The organism is Vibrio profundi, assembly GCF_043642225.1.
GTDB lineage: Bacteria > Pseudomonadota > Gammaproteobacteria > Enterobacterales > Vibrionaceae > Vibrio > Vibrio profundi_A.
In genome coordinates, this window is record NZ_JBHZSF010000016.1 from 1 (window position 1) to 18,790 (window position 18,790).

Annotated in this window: 16 protein-coding genes and 1 pseudogene; 11 read left to right on the plus strand and 6 right to left on the minus strand. The window is 40.7% G+C overall.

The window, feature by feature from the left end; genetic code table 11:
• The 3 genes and pseudogenes from ACHUFI_RS19140 to ACHUFI_RS19150 form a co-directional block, all read right to left on the minus strand.
• Positions 1-738: pseudogene (locus tag ACHUFI_RS19140) on the minus strand (IS3 family transposase); the annotation flags it as partial.
• A gap of 237 nt (positions 739-975) precedes the next feature.
• Entirely contained in the window at positions 976-1,848 is an 873-nt protein-coding gene (locus ACHUFI_RS19145) for a hypothetical protein (RefSeq protein ID WP_394252058.1), read from the minus strand.
• Positions 1,849-2,160: 312 nt separating this feature from the next.
• Positions 2,161-3,012 carry a GGDEF domain-containing protein gene (locus tag ACHUFI_RS19150; protein WP_394252060.1) on the minus strand — a complete coding sequence of 284 codons (852 nt, stop codon included), beginning with the start codon at positions 3,010-3,012 and terminating at the stop codon, positions 2,161-2,163.
• An 849-nt stretch (positions 3,013-3,861) separates the two neighbouring features.
• Between ACHUFI_RS19150 and ACHUFI_RS19155 the strand changes: the two genes are divergently transcribed.
• The 4 genes from ACHUFI_RS19155 to ACHUFI_RS19170 all read left to right on the plus strand — a co-directional run bounded on the left by ACHUFI_RS19155 (position 3,862) and on the right by ACHUFI_RS19170 (position 7,052).
• Positions 3,862-4,026 (plus strand): hypothetical protein, encoded by a 165-nt coding sequence (locus ACHUFI_RS19155; protein WP_394252062.1) that lies wholly within the window; start codon positions 3,862-3,864, stop codon positions 4,024-4,026.
• 246 nt (positions 4,027-4,272) lie between these two features.
• Positions 4,273-4,992: a hypothetical protein gene (locus tag ACHUFI_RS19160; RefSeq protein ID WP_394252064.1), complete on the plus strand. Its 720-nt coding sequence runs from the start codon at positions 4,273-4,275 to the stop codon at positions 4,990-4,992.
• Between the two features lie 274 nt (positions 4,993-5,266).
• Positions 5,267-5,749 (plus strand): hypothetical protein, encoded by a 483-nt coding sequence (locus ACHUFI_RS19165; RefSeq protein ID WP_394252066.1) that lies wholly within the window; start codon positions 5,267-5,269, stop codon positions 5,747-5,749.
• Positions 5,750-6,068: 319 nt separating this feature from the next.
• Complete coding sequence (locus tag ACHUFI_RS19170) at positions 6,069-7,052, plus strand: hypothetical protein (RefSeq protein WP_394252067.1); 984 nt, start codon at positions 6,069-6,071, stop codon at positions 7,050-7,052.
• Between the two features lie 519 nt (positions 7,053-7,571).
• Here ACHUFI_RS19170 and ACHUFI_RS19175 read toward each other — a convergent pair.
• Both ACHUFI_RS19175 and ACHUFI_RS19180 read right to left on the minus strand, forming a co-directional pair.
• Positions 7,572-8,465, minus strand: coding sequence for an NAD-dependent epimerase/dehydratase family protein (locus tag ACHUFI_RS19175; RefSeq protein ID WP_394252069.1), 894 nt, complete (start codon positions 8,463-8,465; stop codon positions 7,572-7,574).
• 29 nt (positions 8,466-8,494) lie between these two features.
• Positions 8,495-8,929 (minus strand): DMT family transporter, encoded by a 435-nt coding sequence (locus ACHUFI_RS19180; protein ID WP_394252071.1) that lies wholly within the window; start codon positions 8,927-8,929, stop codon positions 8,495-8,497.
• Positions 8,930-9,044: 115 nt separating this feature from the next.
• On the opposite strand from ACHUFI_RS19180, the gene ACHUFI_RS19185 reads away from it, so the two are divergent.
• Positions 9,045-10,001 carry a LysR family transcriptional regulator gene (locus ACHUFI_RS19185; protein ID WP_394252073.1) on the plus strand — a complete coding sequence of 319 codons (957 nt, stop codon included), beginning with the start codon at positions 9,045-9,047 and terminating at the stop codon, positions 9,999-10,001.
• Positions 10,002-10,255: 254 nt separating this feature from the next.
• On the opposite strand, the gene ACHUFI_RS19190 is transcribed toward ACHUFI_RS19185, so the two are convergent.
• A complete protein-coding gene (locus tag ACHUFI_RS19190) occupies positions 10,256-11,209 on the minus strand; it encodes a LysR family transcriptional regulator (RefSeq protein ID WP_394252075.1) in 954 nt (317 codons plus the stop codon).
• Between the two features lie 178 nt (positions 11,210-11,387).
• On the opposite strand from ACHUFI_RS19190, the gene ACHUFI_RS19195 reads away from it, so the two are divergent.
• The 6 genes from ACHUFI_RS19195 to ACHUFI_RS19220 all read left to right on the plus strand — a co-directional run bounded on the left by ACHUFI_RS19195 (position 11,388) and on the right by ACHUFI_RS19220 (position 18,770).
• Positions 11,388-12,200: an enoyl-CoA hydratase/isomerase family protein gene (locus tag ACHUFI_RS19195; RefSeq protein WP_394252077.1), complete on the plus strand. Its 813-nt coding sequence runs from the start codon at positions 11,388-11,390 to the stop codon at positions 12,198-12,200.
• Between the two features lie 372 nt (positions 12,201-12,572).
• Complete coding sequence (locus ACHUFI_RS19200) at positions 12,573-13,049, plus strand: cupredoxin domain-containing protein (protein ID WP_394252079.1); 477 nt, start codon at positions 12,573-12,575, stop codon at positions 13,047-13,049.
• On the plus strand, positions 13,036-15,408 hold the full coding sequence (locus tag ACHUFI_RS19205; RefSeq protein WP_394252081.1) for an EAL domain-containing protein: 2,373 nt from the start codon (positions 13,036-13,038) through the stop codon (positions 15,406-15,408). Before ACHUFI_RS19200 ends, ACHUFI_RS19205 begins: the two co-directional genes overlap by 14 nt.
• Before the next feature lie 189 nt (positions 15,409-15,597).
• Complete coding sequence (locus ACHUFI_RS19210; protein WP_394252082.1) at positions 15,598-17,130, plus strand: phospholipase D family protein; 1,533 nt, start codon at positions 15,598-15,600, stop codon at positions 17,128-17,130.
• A 139-nt stretch (positions 17,131-17,269) separates the two neighbouring features.
• On the plus strand, positions 17,270-17,914 hold the full coding sequence (locus ACHUFI_RS19215) for a class I SAM-dependent methyltransferase (protein WP_394252083.1): 645 nt from the start codon (positions 17,270-17,272) through the stop codon (positions 17,912-17,914).
• On the plus strand, positions 17,904-18,770 hold the full coding sequence (locus ACHUFI_RS19220) for a hypothetical protein (RefSeq protein WP_394252085.1): 867 nt from the start codon (positions 17,904-17,906) through the stop codon (positions 18,768-18,770). The genes ACHUFI_RS19215 and ACHUFI_RS19220 overlap by 11 nt, the downstream gene beginning before the upstream one ends.
• Positions 18,771-18,790: the final 20 nt, after the last annotated feature.

Sequence of the window (18,790 nt, forward strand, 5' to 3'; positions counted from 1 at the left end):
TAATGACAGCTAAGTACGGCCAGCCTTCGCTTGTGGCAACATAGGTGATGTCTCCTACCCATTTTTGATTCGGAGCTGTTGCGTTAAAATCTTGAGCGAGCCAGTTTGGAGCAACGGGCATTTTATGCTTACTGTCAGTTGTACACTTAAACTTGCGTGCTGCTTTCGCTACTAAATCCTGACGTTTCATACTGGCAGCAATGGTCTTAACATTATGGTTATCACCGCTCTCAGCTAGTTCTTTTTGAATACGTCTTGAGCCATCTCGTTCTTTGCTAAGGTCAAAGGCTTCTTTGACCTTGGTATCAAGCTTTTGGCGAGCTGCCTCACGTTGAATCGCCTTGTGGCGATTCTCAACCCAATAATAAAACCCACTTCGAGAAACTCTGAACACCTTAGTCATGCGGGAAATACTGAAACTCAGCAGGTGTTCGAGCATAAATTCATAGCAATTTACTTTAGATTTTTCGTGAAGTAGGTGGCGGCCTTTTTTACGATTTCTAGCTCTTCTGCTTGCTCTGCCAACTGCCTCTTTAGCTTAGCGACTTTAACGGCCAATTCTTGTTCTCGTTGGCTAATATTAGAATTCTTCTTTGTGGCTTTTCGCCAACCGTAGATCTGAGATTCATGTAACGAGAGCTGTCTTGCGGCTGCAGCGACTCCCACTTTCTCTGCCAGCTTCATGGTTCCTGCTTTAAATTGAGGAGAATGGATAATACGTTTCTTCTTGCTTGTCATGGTTCACCTCATTAGTGATTGTACTCACGTAACTCAGTGTCCAAAACTGCTAGTGCGGATCATATTTTGAAAGGCCAATGAAAAATTAATTGATAGAAGAGGTAATGAAGCTTAACTTTTTTGACATTTTGTATTATTTATGAAGTGTAGAAGTCAATACCCCTCCTGAATTAATAGTAGAAACAACGAAGCTAGCAGAGGATGCATAGACTTGTGATGTACTTGTGCTGCCTTTTACTAAAAATGATAATTGGCGCTCAATGCAATGCTCGTTTGCGACCCGCTATAGGCATCTACGCCCACATTTGAAATTTGGGTCAAAGTATTCTTTTCAAATTCTACATCTTTTTGTTTGAACCCTTTTAATACGGTATGCGTCAGACTCATACGCATAGATAGGTTTGGTGCTACCCGTGCAACCATGTATGGTGAAGAGAGAATTTGAAATGATGGCGTATTAAAACTGAGTAAATTATTTGCACCATTATACCAAAATTTTTGGCTTACATCAGAACGCCTAAGGGTTATAATATTTTGTATTCCAACCTGGATGTTGCGAAATGGAGTTTGGCTCCGAATGTCAGAATAACCTTCTAGTTTATAGCTTTCTTCGAAATAAGTTGATGCTGGAATAGTAGAGCTATGCAATGTTTCTGCTCTAGAATCTATTTCTTCCTTTGCAAAATAAACTCCTGTAACCAACATATCGGTTGTTTGATTTTCGATTCCTATTTTATAATTTTTGTATTTTAAATGTCCGCCAGAGTACTCATTATATCCGCCACTATTAGGTGGGTTGCCGATCGTATTCTCCATACTATATTGATTAATCCAGAGGATGTTCTGATAGGAATTATCGCCGATACTTATACTGCCGATTATTTTGGTGTTGCCATACATCGGGGTTGAGACTCCAATTTCAAAGATTCCTGCTTTTGCATCTAGTCCATTGTAAGTTCTATTTTTCTCATCATTGAGCAAAAAGTGGCTTTCATACTCTCTGGTCAGGTGAGTATGCTGTACTTGAGTGAACACTTCGAATTGGTTAAATGCAAAGGATTGAGTTGACGTAAGAGTGGAAGTTAATATTAAAGGAAAAAACTTGCGCATGTAGTGTAGCCAGAGTGTTTTTGGGTGCTAAATAATAACATATTAATTCTATGGGTATTACTTAGAAATGTAGTTACTAACAACATTTTTCTGGGTAAGAGTTGTCAATAGTGGTGATGTTGTGACATCGATGGGTGTTTTTTGCTCTTATGTATTAGAAGTGTCCAATGCGTTGTTGCCTAAATTAATAAAACTATTTCCAATTGCTGCGTTCCGTGTCTTTGTTGTGATTAGAAGAACGGCGACATGGATAAAGTGACAATAGGAATTCCCTTATATCTAGGGAAAAAATATCGAAAGTTATGTTTGAAGTTACGGAGTTTGGGATATAGATGGGTTAATATGATGTTTATATCCGTTACGTCCGTGTTCTTTAACTTGGTATAGTGCTCGATCAGCTTCTCGGAATATTTTATCGAATGAGTCTTGTGAACTAATTGAAGTAGTTGCTCCAATGCTCAATCTTATTGGAATTGACTTAACGGAGAGTGAGTCAATTCCACTATCTTGGATGCGTTTCATAATTTTAATAGCTTCACGATCCGAAGTGTTTGGGCAGATAATTACAAATTCATCTCCTCCCCAACGACCTAAATAATCGCCAGATCTGATGTTTTTTTTAAGATGACTTGTCACCATTAAAAGAACGTCGTCTCCTAACAAGTGTCCGTAACTATCATTGAAGCTTTTAAATTTATCGACATCGATAATAAGAATAGAAGTGCTCGACCGCTTGATTTTACCTGTTTCTAGTACAGAATGAGTGATGTGCTCAATAGCAAACTTATTATATATTTTTGTGTGTGAGTCCATATTGAGTTGTTGCTTTTGTCGTGTAAATCGAGAGTAAACACTAAGCGTAATTAAAAGTATGCCTGTCAATGCGAGTATGTCACCTAACAAAAAGTCAAGAAATTGATAGTTATTTAAAAAAGACTGTAATGTACGCACTTCTTCCATACATTCAAAAGCTTTGTGCCATATTAGTAGCAAAATCCCGCATCTCTCAGTAGAAGTAAACCATCTATATCCTCTAATAAACAGACCGATCAAGGTGAGAAGAGCGATGTACTCAAAAATGAAACTAGAAAAATCCACAATGTCAAATCGCAGTGAAAATAAGGTAGTGAGTAAGCCCAAAAAGATAACAACGAATTTATCCATACAACAGGTAACGTATTTAAAATGTTCTAGTTGATATTATTCTAATGGTTGAAAGTTTAGAAAGCGACATTGTTGTGTACAACTTAGTAAGTAGATAAAAAATATGTGCCTTGGCTCAAGTTGATGTGTGTGATGTTTCATTTGTAATTGATGTCTGCATGGGTAGTTGTATTGATGGCGTGAAAGTGATGAAGAGGTTGAAAACAAACCTAGCTCACAGTAACTCTCTATTGTTTCTGTCTGTACCGAGAAGCCCGTAGTCCATTTTAAAGCAACAGTTCAGACACACTTTGCAATTAAGTGAAGAACTTATTCTATTTGAGGTTGGAATTTAATCAAACAGGTGTAATTTAATTTAAAAAATCACCAGTTGGTCAAATGCATGTTATTAGATAAAAAATGCATACTTTAATACGGTATATTTTTTAGCTAGCTTACATACAACGACTGTCAGTGTTAGAAGCATATAGATTAAAATTCGAATACCTAACACTTTATTCACCGTGGCTAATTAAGATTCCAGATCACCCATTGTTAGCATTACAAGCATTATGTTTAATAATGATGTTTATGAGACTAAAACAAGTACTCACGTTAAGCTTGTCATACATTAGATCTTGGTGTTTAAAATTAATCAACACTAGTCGAACTCTATAAAGCCCTTCAGATGAATACGCATTAATCACTATTTAAACAACAGGACAACATAATGAAATATTCCCTTTCCTACAAAGGTGATATGGATAACATTGGAATGCCAATACCTTTGCTTTCACTTATTGGTTTTATTTCCAAGTTGTATGGTAAAATTTTTAACGTAGCTCATGATGGAATCGAAATTGAACGAAATTGAACGAAATTGAACGAAATACCGTTTACCGTTACAAGTCGGTAGGTTTTTTCAGAACGCGATACTACGAAGAGCGTGGTTCTGCGAGCGGCATGCTTTTTTGGCTATTTGTAGCATTGGCACCACTCGCCTTATTGATCGCTCTTGTTCACGATGTTGGTTGAACAATATTAGATGCTATTTTCGGTGCGCCACTGATTGTTTCCCCAACCCTTGTTATCGCTTTGCTCTTAAGTGAAACGAAGCACTTTAGTGCAATGGTGTGCAAGGGGAATGGAAAGCTATTAGAGAAGGGTAAAGGGATTGGGTTAATATTGAACCTTATAGGTATCGTTCTATCCCTTTCAATAGGCGGTATCATTGAACGCAAGATGGATATTCTGAAAGTAAGCGGCATCTGGTAATACCCGATGGCTGCATTTTGGGCGATTATCTCTTATGGAGCCATTGTAAAACCACACCTTAGCGCATACACATACATCAGACTCTACATGATGGGCTCGGATGGGATTAAAGCGAAACTGTTTAACAACTTCACATACAAGCTATTTTTAACTGGTTGTATTTCTACTGTAATTTATGCACTAAACACTAATACAGGTTTGCGAAATTACATGGCAATGAGTGCGGGTGCAACAACATCTGATGTTGTATTTACGCTTGGCTTCTTAGCATTACTCGTGTCTGCGTTCTACTTTAGCGTTCTTTGCATTAGACACAATAACAATGCGGCAGTGGGCGTAATGTGGTTCATTGGCACAATAGTGACATACACACTGGGTATTAAAGTAATCGACTTAGCTCTTGTTCACCCCTTGTCTTGGCTTGACTTAAGCATAAATCGATTTACCGAAGTGGGTCATACATTAATGGCGTATGGGATTCTCCACTGGGTTTCAACTGCCTTTATGGTTGCAGCAATTGCAGGCAGCTTCATTGCTCCTGCGTTAATGGCTTGGGTCGGCAATACCACAAAAGCGAACGCAGTTGTCCTCGCTTATGTTTGTCTTCAGTTCACCGACATTATCTTCAATATCCATGGACTAAACCATAACCTAGGTGAAACCGTGTCACTAGTGTTGACACCTTCGAGCTATGTCATCAATGAACTGATGAAATTCCTATGGTAGTTACCCAATTAAAAGCCGTTATGTTTATCTGATGTTTCAGTTCATGAGTAGCACCAACGCTGTCAGAATAACTCTCTGTCGTTTTTTCCAAATTCTAAAATTACTAATTATGCAGCCATACCGCTATCCTATTTACGCTCTGAGCCTCATGTTCTTCGCTGTTTACGTCCTTCGGGATTTCAGCGCAACCTTGGTTAAGATTGACCGCTTTTATATTGAGTATCTTAGCATCCCAATCAGTGGGGGGATTCTGCTCATAGGTGGCTTGTACACTATGATGACCCCAACCTTAAAAAAGAACGGTTACATTGTATTGGCATTAATATGTGCCCTCGGAAGTAGCGTACTGGTTCACTTACGCCTAAAGCCTTTTGATGAGGGTAGTCATCAGCTCTTTTCTACACTGGTATTGCTACTACTTGTATTCGTATGTATCACCTTCATTCGTTCGAACGACGCTGCTAAGGATACCAAACGTTCAGTGACCAGATTGCTTAGTCTCATGATAAGTTTGTTTGGTATTGTTGTGCTTCTGCATGTATTTAGCGGATATCTGATGAGTTTTGTCCGTGGCAATAATAGTGACAGTATTTTTACAATTGGTCTCGTCATGTGGATGGGGTTGTTTGTGGCTTTATATTGGTGTAATGATGAGCATGGCCTGTTACTAGCACTACTTAGTAGTGGGGGGCTTGTAGCTATCGCTATGTTAGGGTTGTTTTTTCTTGCAGATTTTACCTACGATCATCACCGATGACATCATCGACATCGTAACACGACCTATATTTAGGGCTATCAGGGGCCTACTTTACTGATAAACAAACTCATTTATACGATGCCAACAAGCAGCCACCGAAGGTGGAATGTAATGGGTTTCTGTTCAACCTGTCTAAAATCTTCACTGACAAGGGTTTTACACGCAAATGCCCCTTTATTCTTCAGGTGTTTTATTTATATCTAATTACCAGACTTGATATAAGTGAAATTATAAGTGTTATAACTTGATTACTTATCCATGAGTGATTATAAAGCATTGATTTAAATTATAAATTTTCTAATTTTACTTTATGGATACTATGCTCTTTTCAATTTCAAATTTTGGTCTGCCGACCACCATGAGCCTGCGTGAGGCGCGTCCTCACTTTAAACTTCGCAACCCGATTCTTGCCCTAATGCTAGCTTGCCTTGCCCTGTGGGGCTACTTGCCTGTCGTCGAGCTATGGGGAATCACGGTTCGTCCTTTTGTTGATCAGGAGTTGCTTGGCTTACATCTTATTGTTTGGCCAATGGTATTATTGTGCTTGTTTGGTGCCAAGCATCTGGTTCTTCGCCTATATGTAGCCGTGATATGGATTGCTGTTTTGTTCGATGTTGCTGATTCACATGACCTGTTCTCTATGGTCGGAAACCTGTTGAAGGGTTCAGGTTCTGACTCTTTTGACGCCAGAGGTATTGCTGAGCTTTTAGGCAAATTCTTGAAGGTCGGCTTTGTTATGCTGATTGCTGGTCTGGTAGGCTTTTTGATCTTGCCATTTGCCCCCTTCTACAAAAGTAATAATAACTTCTGGAGCAAGCTGTTTAATACTGATTCAGGCGCATATAAGCTAACCAAACTTCAAACTTTCATCCTTAAGATTGTAGCTAAGGTTAAACTTGAACTGGTTCATATCCACAAGGACTATCAGCCAACAGTAGTCGCAATTAAGGCAAAAGAAAAGGCACAGGTTATTGAATTGTTCAAAGCTGTTCCTGTGCAGACTCATGGAAAACTAGTAGCCTTGATGGCAGCGATGATTGGCTTGTGCTTCTATTTGTTGGCTCCATCAATGCCATCAGCAGGGGATCTTGAGGAGGTGCTGCGTGGGGAATACGAAGGGAAGCGACACAAGCTTGACTTCGACTATATCTCGGTTAAGAACTGTAAAGAGATCCGCACTGATGAGGCACTCTGTATAGTCAAGCTAAAGGCGGATTTAATCGATGACCATGGCGAGGTTGTATCAGAGCTTAGTTACAGTGATTATATGGAATTCGAGCGCATAGATGGCGACTGGCGCTAGTTCTTATTTTGCAGTTTAGAATCCACCTTCTATTGAAGGTGGATTTGTAACTTTGTTCGAACCATTTGCCGACAGCTTGTTGATTTTTCATACTCCATCTAACTCATATCGCATTAAATTAAGAAAATGTATTTCGGAACTGTCCCAAAACGTTTGTACGCTCGTTCTTAGCTGATGCACGATTGTGTGTGGCGTTCTGTGACTGTCATTAAACTTTCTGCTTCAATCTGCTAAATCAAGGATAGCCACACTGCTGTAGAATGGTATGGATCTATCTTTAAATAGCTTGTTTATGCTTTGTTCCTGACTCGATAGGAAAATTACGGCTGTAGTGTCAAAGCAATCAAGCAGAGTGCGAAGTTTGGTATGAAAGGTGGCTAAGTGACGGTCAAGCAGATGATCGGTATGATCTGCACCAGTTAGATTAGACACTTCACAAAGGGACTTTCTGATACTTAAAGTTATCCGCATTTTTCTAACTTAAATGATTACTCTAAGAAGGTTTTGCCCCAAAATGAGTTACCAAGCTCTCATGCTTGTGTTTGATGGAGGCAATACTTCAGCAATACCGGCATCCAATTGAGCACAGACTTCTCGGTGACCGTATTTAGGAATCCAATTCAACTCTTTCTGTGCAAGTGATGAGTCATAAACACGATCCAAGCTAGACGGTAAACACCAACCTCTAGTGGTGAACTCTTGAACTAGATCTGGTGCATATTTTGTAATCACCTTATTAGCCTGAAGATAGAGTTGCTTAGAATCGCTTTTCTGAAACGGTGAGTCGGCTGAGATGATGTAACGATTAAACCCACTAGGTCTTACCTTAATTGCGCAAACATGAGCGGAGGCGACGTCTCTAGCATCAATTCCTCTGTTTAGCCTGTATATAGTCATTATGTCGGCAGGCTCAGGGAAGCAGCGAGATATCTGAAGTACCGTTATCGGCAAACCGGTAGTCTTTGATATTTTCTCTAGTCGATGCTCTGCTTCGACCTTACTTTTGTGGTATATGGTTTTGGGTAAAGGCGTTGTTCTTTCAGTAATCCAACACGCTTTACCATCCGGTGTAGACGCTGAACCATACAGTGCAGTTGTACTGGTAAATATGATGTGAGAAACACCCTGTTCCGCAGCTATATTTGCAATAACTTCAGTGGCATATACATTAATATCAAAAAATTCATCTTCAGTGCGATTACCGACATGTGGTGCATGAAGTGCTGCCGTGTGAATAACGATATCCACGCCGCGTAAAGCCACTCGCAACAGGTTTGAATCTCTTATGTCACCAAGGTGGTCAACCGTTGAGCACGGTTGAGAATCTAGGCCTTCAACATGAAATTGACTCATAAGTTGGAAGTATATGTTACGACCAATACGGCCTCCTGAGCCCGTTACTAAAACTCGCATAAAATCACCTGAACCATTAAAAATTGAAGCTACTTAATGATCAGGTAAGCGCCGATAAGCAACAGGGTAAGGCCGATAATTTTAGTGAATTCTAAATCACGAGGAATAGTACCAAAAGCCCCTAAGTAGTCGATCACAAGGCCTGCGATGAGTTGCCCAACAATAATTAACGTAACGCCAGATACGGCACCTAATTTGGGGATCGTATGGCTAACAGTAAGAAACAGTACTAACCCAAGTCCACCACTACATAACATGTACCAAGGCAGTTCTCGCCATTGCTCGATATCTTCCCCACGGCGAGAAAGTAAAAGTACTCCAGATGCCACTAATCCACCTAAATGAACAATAAAACTGCTGGCTGCGCCACCCACTCTTTGCGACATGGCACCTGCAATTGGAGTCTGAGTTCCTACGGCGATGCCACCAATTAGTCCGATCACTACTGTTAGTATGAGTTCCATTATCTTGTTCTCCTTTAATGCAAAGTTACGAGCACAAGGTTAAACAATTCGTTCTATGAAAAAAAATGGATTATATTCACTATAACTATTCCCTATAGGCATAGATGAAGAACGAATGAGTATCGAAAATTTAAACAGACTTGATTTAAACCTACTTGTAACTTTGCATGTGTTATTAGAGCAGCGAAATGTAACTAGGGCGGCTGAACACTTAAATTTAAGCCAGTCAGCAATTAGCAAAAGCTTGGCAAGGCTTCGGGTGTTGTTTGACGATCCATTATTGGAAAGGTCTGGCTATGGGATGGAGCCCACTCTCAAGGCTAAACAGATTCAATCCGAGTTACAGCGCTTACTGATCGACATAGAGAGAATCACAGCTCCCACAACATTTAGTCCCACTAAAAGTTCTCGAAAGTTCCGCATTGCTGTAGTCGAAAGCTCTTATTCCTTGATTTTCCCTAAGTTCATAGCAGAAGTGCTAGTGCATGCACCGAATATAACTATCGACTCATGCCGTTGGGGAGCTGATACTTTTGAACGCCTACAACGGGGAGAATTGGACTTTGCTATAACAGGTAAAGACATGAAACCAGAAGATGAAGTGCGCACATTGATGCCCCCGAAAGGCATTGTTTCTCAAGAGCTCTACCAAGACGAACTTTGTTGCTTAGTCAATCAGAATCACCGTTGCCTAGGCGAGCCTTGGGACCTCAAACACTACCTCGCTCACAGGCATATTATGGTAAAAAATTATTCGAACGAGCGTTGGTTGGTTGATTTGAAATTGGCAGAAAAACAACATGAACGAAATGTTGCTTTATACGTACCAGATTTCAATAGCGCAGCAGAGTTATGTAGTCATACCGAACTTATCCTCACGGCGCCTAAACGATTTGCTGAACATGCCGCTAAGAAAATGGATCTGAAAGTCTTATCATTGCCGATTTGTGTTCCTCCATTAACTTACCCGTTGTTTTGGCATGAAAACAGAAGTCGAGATTTAGCTCATTCTTGGTTAAAACAGTTTATTGTTGAGCGATACGATATTAATGCCACAATCACCACTCGATAGAATTCAGATTAGTATCTTAAGCTAAGTTATCTACTGGTATGATCTACTCCAACTCGCTTTTGTCCAAAAGTTTGTTGGAGGAAGCTGTAATGTGTGTGCTGTACTAATTACCTTGCTAACTAATGAAAAATTTGTGATTACTCAGCAGTCGGTTGAGTTGCTGTAATAGCTCAAACAGATAAAGAAGTTAAACTAAGGCGAACCTTCATGGCTCGCCGTTTTTGTGTCGGTTTGATGTATCTTGATACGCGATTTTATACCTGATTGCCGATATAGAGCTGGTCAAAACCGGGGATATTCTGCTCCCAAACTGGCGTGCCTTCACCAATAGTCGCCTTTAAAACTTCAATAAACAGTTTGGTCTTGATCGGTGCATCACGGTGAGGGTAGACAGCATAAAAAGTGCCGAAATCTTGAATATTTAGGTGCGTCATAATTGGGATTAGTTTCCCATCAATGATTTCATTTTCAATCATTTGGGCAGTGACAACAGCAAGAGTGTTACCTGCCACAGCACTCTTTACAACCATTTCGACATCATTCACTTTGTAGGTGGCATTCAGCTGAAACTGTTGCTCGACATCGCTTTTATCAACATAACTAAATTTATCGATGAAAAGACCAGGAGCAGAATAGACCGTCGCAGGGAGAGATTCTAACTGTTCGATGGTTTCAACGGGCCCGTGCTGCTGAAGAAAATCGGGTGAAGCGACAATCAGCAAGCGGCTTCGCGCAATCTTCCGAGAAATTAAACTGGAGTTCTTTGGTTCACCGATACGAAAGCCAATATCAAAACCTTCTTGCACAATATCTACCAATCTGTCTTCCAACCGAAGTTCACACTTCACATCTGGATATTGCTGCTGAAAAACCGAAATCGCCTCCTGAACGTACTGTCGACCAAACATCATTGAACTGGTGATTCGTAGTATCCCTCTTGGCTCAGAATGATAGTTTTGTGCTAAGCGGTGAGTGTTGCTAATAAGGTCTCTCAATAATGTTGCTTGGCTCACCATCTCGCTACCCGCAGCGGTTAATGATAATGAGCGTGTGGTGCGGTTGAGCAAGCGAACTCCTAATTCATCTTCTAAACGACCTATTTGTTTTGAGATCACCGAGCGATCAAGGTTTTTCTGTTCTGCAACTTTAGTAAAAGAACCGAGTTCAGTGACTTCTAACAATAAAAGTAAGCGATTAGAAAAATCCATTTGAGCCTCACGAGAATAAATAAAAACAGCATTGGTGTAATATTAGCATCAATATTGTGCCCTTATTAGCATTTTTCTCATCTAATTGATTGCTTATAGTTATCTCACTGACGCAGAGGACACCCTCTCAACGTAACCATATTTAACTAGCCGATAGGCGACTTAGAGGAAGTTCATTATGAAAACATTATCAATCACTAACCAAAATGGTATCGCAACAGTAGCTATCAATAACCCACCAGTGAATGTATTAACCATTAATCTAATTAACGAAATTAATGAGTATGTACTTTCTTTAAAAGATGACCGAGATACTAAAGTGGTGGTGTTTAAATCACTGCATGAAACCTTCTTTTTAGCGCATCTTGATCTAAACGTGATCAACGGTACGCAAGGCGGTCAAGCAGCGTCTATTGAGTTCAACCACATGATCATGAACATCAAAGCAATGAAACAAATATCTGTTGCTCTGGTTGATGGTGTGGCTCGTGGGGGCGGTAATGAGTTTGTTATGGCGTGTGATCTTTCTTATGGCACCGAGAATGCAGCATTTGCACAACCAGAAATTCACGTAAATATTCCTACTGGTGGACAAGGCGCGGTTCAGTTCGCAAGAAGAATGGGTAAAAACAAAGCATTACAAGCTCTTCTATTGGGTAACGATTTCACAGCACAACAAGCGGAAAACTTAAATATCATTACTCAATTTGTTCCTAAAGCGGAAATGGATAACTTTTTAGCAATGACTTTAGGTGTAATTAGCACATTAGAAGTGCGTGATATTGTGATGTACAAAGAGATCATTGCAACATCAATTAAAGATGAAGACGCGGGCGCAGAGCTAGAGTTACGTTACTTTTTAGAGCGTGCTAAAGAGCAAAAAACAGCCGCTGTTATTTCGGCATTTTTAAAACATGGCGGACAAACAGAGCGTGAAGCGAAAGATATCCAAGGTATCTTTGTTGGCACCGCAGCCGAGCTGTCTAAATGAAGCGTGGTTTCTCGCACATTAGCCGCCAAATAGGCGGCTAAGTCACATGAGATATCTGGGAGTGCTACTGTAATTATCAATACCCCACCGTGTTATCTGAATAAGTTAATTCAATCATTTGGGTAGATATATTGGCGTAAGCTTCTAAGATCAAGTTAACCAGTGAAGCTCGGAATTTGGGATATGGGAATAAGGCAGCTTATAACGTTACTTTTGATCACATTGTTCTCCTTCGTATGTCATGCCTCCGATTTAACAACTTTGTCTGTGAAAATTACGGACAAACATCATAGCCCACTCGCTAACAGTGTTATTTGGGCCGTCCCGAAACATAAAGAAATCCTACCATCTACGTCTGGAAAGCAGCATGTTATGGCTCAAAAAGATAAACTTTTTACGCCATTTGTCTTGCCGATTAGCGTGGGAGAAGATGTATCATTTCCTAACCATGACTCAATTAAGCATCACGTATATTCGTTTTCTTCTGCGAAACGCTTTGAGCTTAAAATTTACTTGGATGAAAAACATCCTCCCATAACATTTGATAAACCTGGGGTCGTAGAGATGGGATGCAACATTCACGATTGGATGCTTAGCTATCTTGTCGTCGTGGATACACCTTATTACTCAACTTCAAATATCAACGGTACTGCTGAACTCACTCTTGAACGCGGAAATCACACTCTATTTGTATGGCACCCAAGGTTGAACGATAAGAGTGAGCCAATTAGTTTAGAAGTTGATACTGACACACAGTCGAGCTTAACGTTCCAAATTGAGCAAACGCTTTTGCCAGAGGTAGTACAGTCGAAGCCAACGACACGACAGGTTCATTATGACCAATATTAACCGGCTTCATTTCAAAATATTGATACTGACAGTGGCAATCGTCGCGATTGTATTAGCCGTATCGTTGTGGTCGATCGTTGATAAAACGTATCGTCATTCCGAAACCCAATTATCTAATCGTTTCAATACTGCAGCAAATGTGGTTCAACATTCTTTAAACGGAGAAATGACATTAGTTCGCCGTTCGATGGAAACCGCCGCCCAAGACTTTACAATAAAACAATTGATATCTGGTGGGCTAGATGATCCTGAATCACTTCGTTCTGCACTTATGAATTACCAGCGCCGGATTGACGTTGATATCATATTGGTAGTTTCACCAGAACGTAAAATCATCACGAGTACCAGTGATACCGTTAAATCTACTATACCTTTTAACTCTGAAAGTCTTACTACCAAGCAACTAAATATCATAGAGATTGATGGAGTGCAGTATTTAGCGAGTTCTGTCTCGGTTAAATATGTTGAAAGTACACATCAACCTGATGCTTGGCTTATTGCTGGAATTAATCTCTATTCACTAATTGATAAAGGTTTGGTTGCGCTTTCAGGGTTTAGCGTCAGTGTATTGGTTAGCGAGGCCGCGCCTACCTACACAGTGCTAGCTTCAACTTTGCCGCTTTCATCGAAGCTAGAACTTCAGAATACCAATGGGTCTTTAAGTCAACGATTTACATATATTGAAATATCGAAAGAACAATATGTAATGAAACGGTTCTTGCTCGGTCAGCGGAGTCATATACCTGTTTACTTAGCGCTCACTACTTTAAAGTCAGAAGCTTTTCTGTCTTTTAATAGCTTGACAAATCAACTGTGGTATATCATCGCGTTCTCAATTTTCTTAGCAATTATGGTTTCATTTTTCGTTTCCAGAGGTGTTACGCGTCCATTAAATTCATTAGTGACAATCGCTAAAGGTATTAGTCAAGGCGATTATTCCAACTCGATCCCGACAACCTCCACGTATGAAGTACAGTCTCTTTCAAGGGCTTTCATTTCGATGCAAGAAGATATCAAGAATCGTGAACAGGAAATAAATCAGCTCGCATACTTTAGCTCACTAACCTCACTCCCTAATCGCAACCATTTTTATTCAGTACTTAAACAATCAATTAGTACAGCAAGAGTTAACAACAGTGCGGTAGCAATACTTCAAATCGATATCGATCGTTTCAAAGTGGTGAATGATACTTTAGGGCATGATTTTGGTGACAAGTTACTTAAAGCTGTAGCTGATAGGATGCAAACATTTAGTTCGGAGAATGTGTTTATCTCTCATATGTCCGCAGATGTATTTGCGGTTATTTGTACAAAATTAGATACCGTTTCTTTGAACACAATAACTGAACAATTTCATCAATACTTTGAATTACCGTTTGTTGTTGAAGGCATCTCGTTAGATCTCAGTGCGAGTATGGGGGGAGCTTGTTTTCCAGATCATGCGGATAACGGAAACAAGTTAATGCAGTGCGCGGATATAGCTCTTAACGTATGTAAACAAAAACACTCTTACTTCGAGTGCTATCATGAAGATCAAAATACCCACTCGGTGATGCGATTGAATCTCTTATCTGAGTTAAAAGCGTCGATAGCAGATGATCAGCTAGAGCTCTATTACCAACCTAAGCTTGATTTAATAAATAACCGAGTTCATGCCGTAGAATGCCTGGTTCGATGGCATCATCCAATCCATGGTTTTGTTCAACCTGATGACTTTATTCCACTAGCTGAGCAAAGTGGACACATTCGAGCTTTGACTCATTGGGCAATCAGAACTGCGCTTCTACAGCATAGTGTCTGGAGGCAAGAAGGGTACGTGTTGCAGATGGCAGTTAACATTTCTGCAATTGATCTAGTTGATTTCAAATTACCCGTTCATTCGACAGAAATGCTCTCTGAGCTTGACGTAGATGCGGATTATTTAAAGTTAGAAGTCACTGAAAGTGCGATTATGTCTGAGCCAAAACAAGCTATCAAAGCATTAAACGTCTTACACCGGATGGGGATAAAGCTTTCAATTGACGACTTTGGTACAGGTTATTCATCGATGGCACAGCTCAAAAAAATGCCCGTCAACGAACTCAAGATCGATAAATCTTTTGTTCTTGACTTAGCTTCGAGTGCAGATGACAAAGTGATCGTTCGTTCTACTCTCGATCTTGCGCACAATCTCAATTTGAGTGTTGTCGCTGAGGGAGTAGAAGACCTAGAAACGCTGAAATTACTGGAGCGAATGGGTTGTGATGTAGCACAGGGCTACTATTTGTCACGACCAATGCCAGCGAGTGAGTGCCTTAAATGGCTGAAAGATAATGTGTCAGATAATCAAGAGCTTATAGAGCGACCGTCAACCACTTAGTTTGAGAAGAGACATTTCTTTCAATTAAAATACCCTGATATAAATACCAGTATCGGTGTCTGAAAAACCTATCCATTCTAACGCACAACCATTCATTTACTGTTTTTATCAAGACCCACTATGATTGTGAAAGGAAATCAGTCAGACTCCACGCCGATTTATACATAGAACGAAAAGGAAGAGCCTTTAATGTCTACGCTACAGCGTATTTGTACCACATTAGTTGTAATTATTAGCCTTGCCGGTTGTGCTTCACTTCCCGAGGAAATTAAGCATTCAGAGACTTCTCTTAAAATAACAGAGGCAAGCAGGTTATCTGAACTGAGCGAGTCTTACTTTCAAACTCAGCCGGCTGATGAACTCAGTGCTATTCATCTGCAAGAAAAAGGCTGGGATGCATTAGCACAGCGCCTAGCGCTCGTTGAATCAGCTGAACATACCATAGACATTCAGTACTACATTTGGAACTCAGATGTCTCAGGCATCTATTTAGCAAGTCGATTGCTCGCCGCTGCTGACAGAGGAGTTCGCGTTCGAGTTATGCTTGATGATATCAATCTGAATGAACGAGAAGATTTACTTGTTACTTTAGATGCGCACCCGAATGTCGAAATCCGAGTATTTAACCCGATCCCGAGCCGTCGTGGTGTTGTTAAATGGCTCAATGTTCTGGGGGATTTTTCGCGTTTAAATCGTCGTATGCATAATAAGTCGTTCACTGTAGACGGAGTAGCAACGGTTGTCGGTGGCAGAAACATTGGCGATGAATATTTTGATTTATCAGACGAGATAAACTTTAGAGATCGTGATGTGCTTGTCATCGGCCATGTAGTCGACGATATCCAACAGAGCTTTGAAGAGTATTGGGCTAGCCGATGGTCGTACCCTGTTGAACTACTTGGTGGCGAAGCTTTAGACGATTTCTCACAAATTGGTGATATCGCATTTCCCGTTTATGCGCATTACCCGTCGCTGCCACAAGACAGTGATGAAGCCATCCGTTTACTGCAAACGGCCATGAGTTCGATGAGCAAGGTTCAAGCTCGCTTTGTGTATGATCAACCTGTCCCCGATGATGAAAAAAATACGTCTGTACCGAAAGAAACGGCTCAAGAGCTACTGCGCTTAGCAAGCCAATCGGAAAAGGAAATTTTGTTGGAATCAGCGTACCTTATTTTTGACGATGGCCAGTTGGCAAGCTTCCAGGCGCTAGAAGATAAAGATGTGACAATTAAAGCTCTGACGAATTCTATGGCATCGAACGACCTTGTAACCAATCATTCTGGCTATGCGGGTCGACGTGAAGACATGCTAGAGAGTGGTATTGAACTGTTTGAGTTAAAACCGGACGCCGATGTGTGTTTGGAGTCGACCAAAGACCCTGCGAAATGCGCCCCTACAACGGGGTATGGTCTGCACTCTAAATCTGCGGTATTTGATGGACAAATTGCCACCATTGGTTCTTTCAACTTTAATTTGCGTTCAACCTATTTGAATACAGAATCCTTGTTGATCATTGATTCAAGCGAGGTTGCTGAGGAGTTGGCAAATAGCATTAATCAAGCGATGGCAGATGAGAACAGCTGGCGTTTAAGTTTAGAGGATGGTGACGTGACTTGGCATTCCGGAGAGGCGAGTTTCGACAGTGAACCGGAAACGGGAAAATGGGAAAGGTTTCAATCTCAATTCCTTCAGTTATTGCCAATCGAAAAGTATTTGTAATTGAGTTATCGATGTAGAAAGCAAAAAAGCCGTTGAATTTTCAGCGGCTTTTTTTTGATGAAATATAATTAATAAAGATGTGAGTCTTTCTACAGTTGCTTGAGTTGTGGCGCAATAACAATGTTGATTAGGTTGGTGAATGAAAATTTCGAAAGGAATGAAAGAACAAGGTATTCCAGTAGGTAACTATTACGACAAATACAATACTCGTAATCCGCTAGCGCGACGGATCATGAAAAACTTTGATCGTAATTTATCTGAACTCGTAAGTTTGGCAGCCCCAAGGACACTTCATGAAGTTGGGTGTGGTGAAGGCGTTTGGGTTCTGAAATGGTGCGCGGAAGGGATTCTCGCAAGAGGTAGTGATTTCTCAGAACAAGTCATAGAACTAGCGCGTAATAATGCGAGAACCAGAGAGGTAGGAGACGAGCTGTTTGAAGCGAAGAGTATTTATGAGTTGAGCCCTGAAGCTGATAGTGCCGATCTTGTCGTTTGTTGTGAGGTTCTTGAACATCTGACTCAGCCCGCCGCCGCGCTAGTCGCATTACAAAAACTGGACGCAGAGCATTACATTTTTAGTGTACCCAGAGAGCCTTTGTGGTGTGGGCTTAATATGTTACGAGGCAAATACTTAAAAAGTTTAGGCAACACACCCGGACATATTAATCATTGGTCGCAACTTACCTTTATCTCTCTTGTCTCGTCTTACTTTGAAATCGTAGAAGTTCGTTCCCCAACGCCTTGGACAATGCTGCTTTGTAGGAAGCTCCTTGATGAAGGGTAAACCAGTCATTACATGGATAGGGCGTCTACTCACCTTAATCTCTATCGTTTATGTGAGTGTTGTCATCTATGACTATTCACAAGATTTAAATCTATGGGAGTTTGTCCAAGAACATTATTTAGCTTATTTGCTGTTAATCGCGGCATATTTTATTGGCAATCTTTTGTTGGCGCTGGCATGGCGGTTTATCTTGGATTTTCTAGGTAGCACCTTAAGTGTAAGCGTCACTATGTGGTTCTACGGTACTTCGCAAATTTCGAAGTATTTACCCGGGAACATAGCTCACTTAGCGAATCGCCAAATTATTGGTAACGAACTAGGCATTAAGCAAAGTATTTTAATGAAGTCTACGTTTTGGGAAACCCTGACAATGGTAGCAGTGGCGAGTAGCTTTGGACTTCTACTTACTAATCAATACTTGGCGTTGACCAGCTTTAACAGCCTTTGGCTCTTTGGTTTGTTTTGGCTTCTCGTTTGCGTACTTACCTATTTCTCAAATTTCCGATCCTTACTGAAAATTCCACTGCTTTATCTGCTGTTCTTTGCCATTTCAGGTGGCATATTCTCGCTTATTTTCGCCAGTTCTCTAGATGTTCAATCCTATGGGTTTCCACAGTATTGGCAGTTGTCTGGCTATTTTGTTCTGGCTTGGTTAGTTGGTTTTCTGGCTCCGGGGGCTCCAGCGGGGATCGGTGTTAGAGAGGCGACTCTAATTGTATTAGCAGGGGAAATTGCGAATGCTGAGGCTTTGATCGCTGCGGTTGTTTTAGCGCGAAGTATCACGGTATTTGGAGACCTGTTCTTCTTCTTTTATAGCCAAAGGTTTAACCCTAAACGGCTAGCGTTACGCTCTTAACCCATAGCGAGATAATCTAA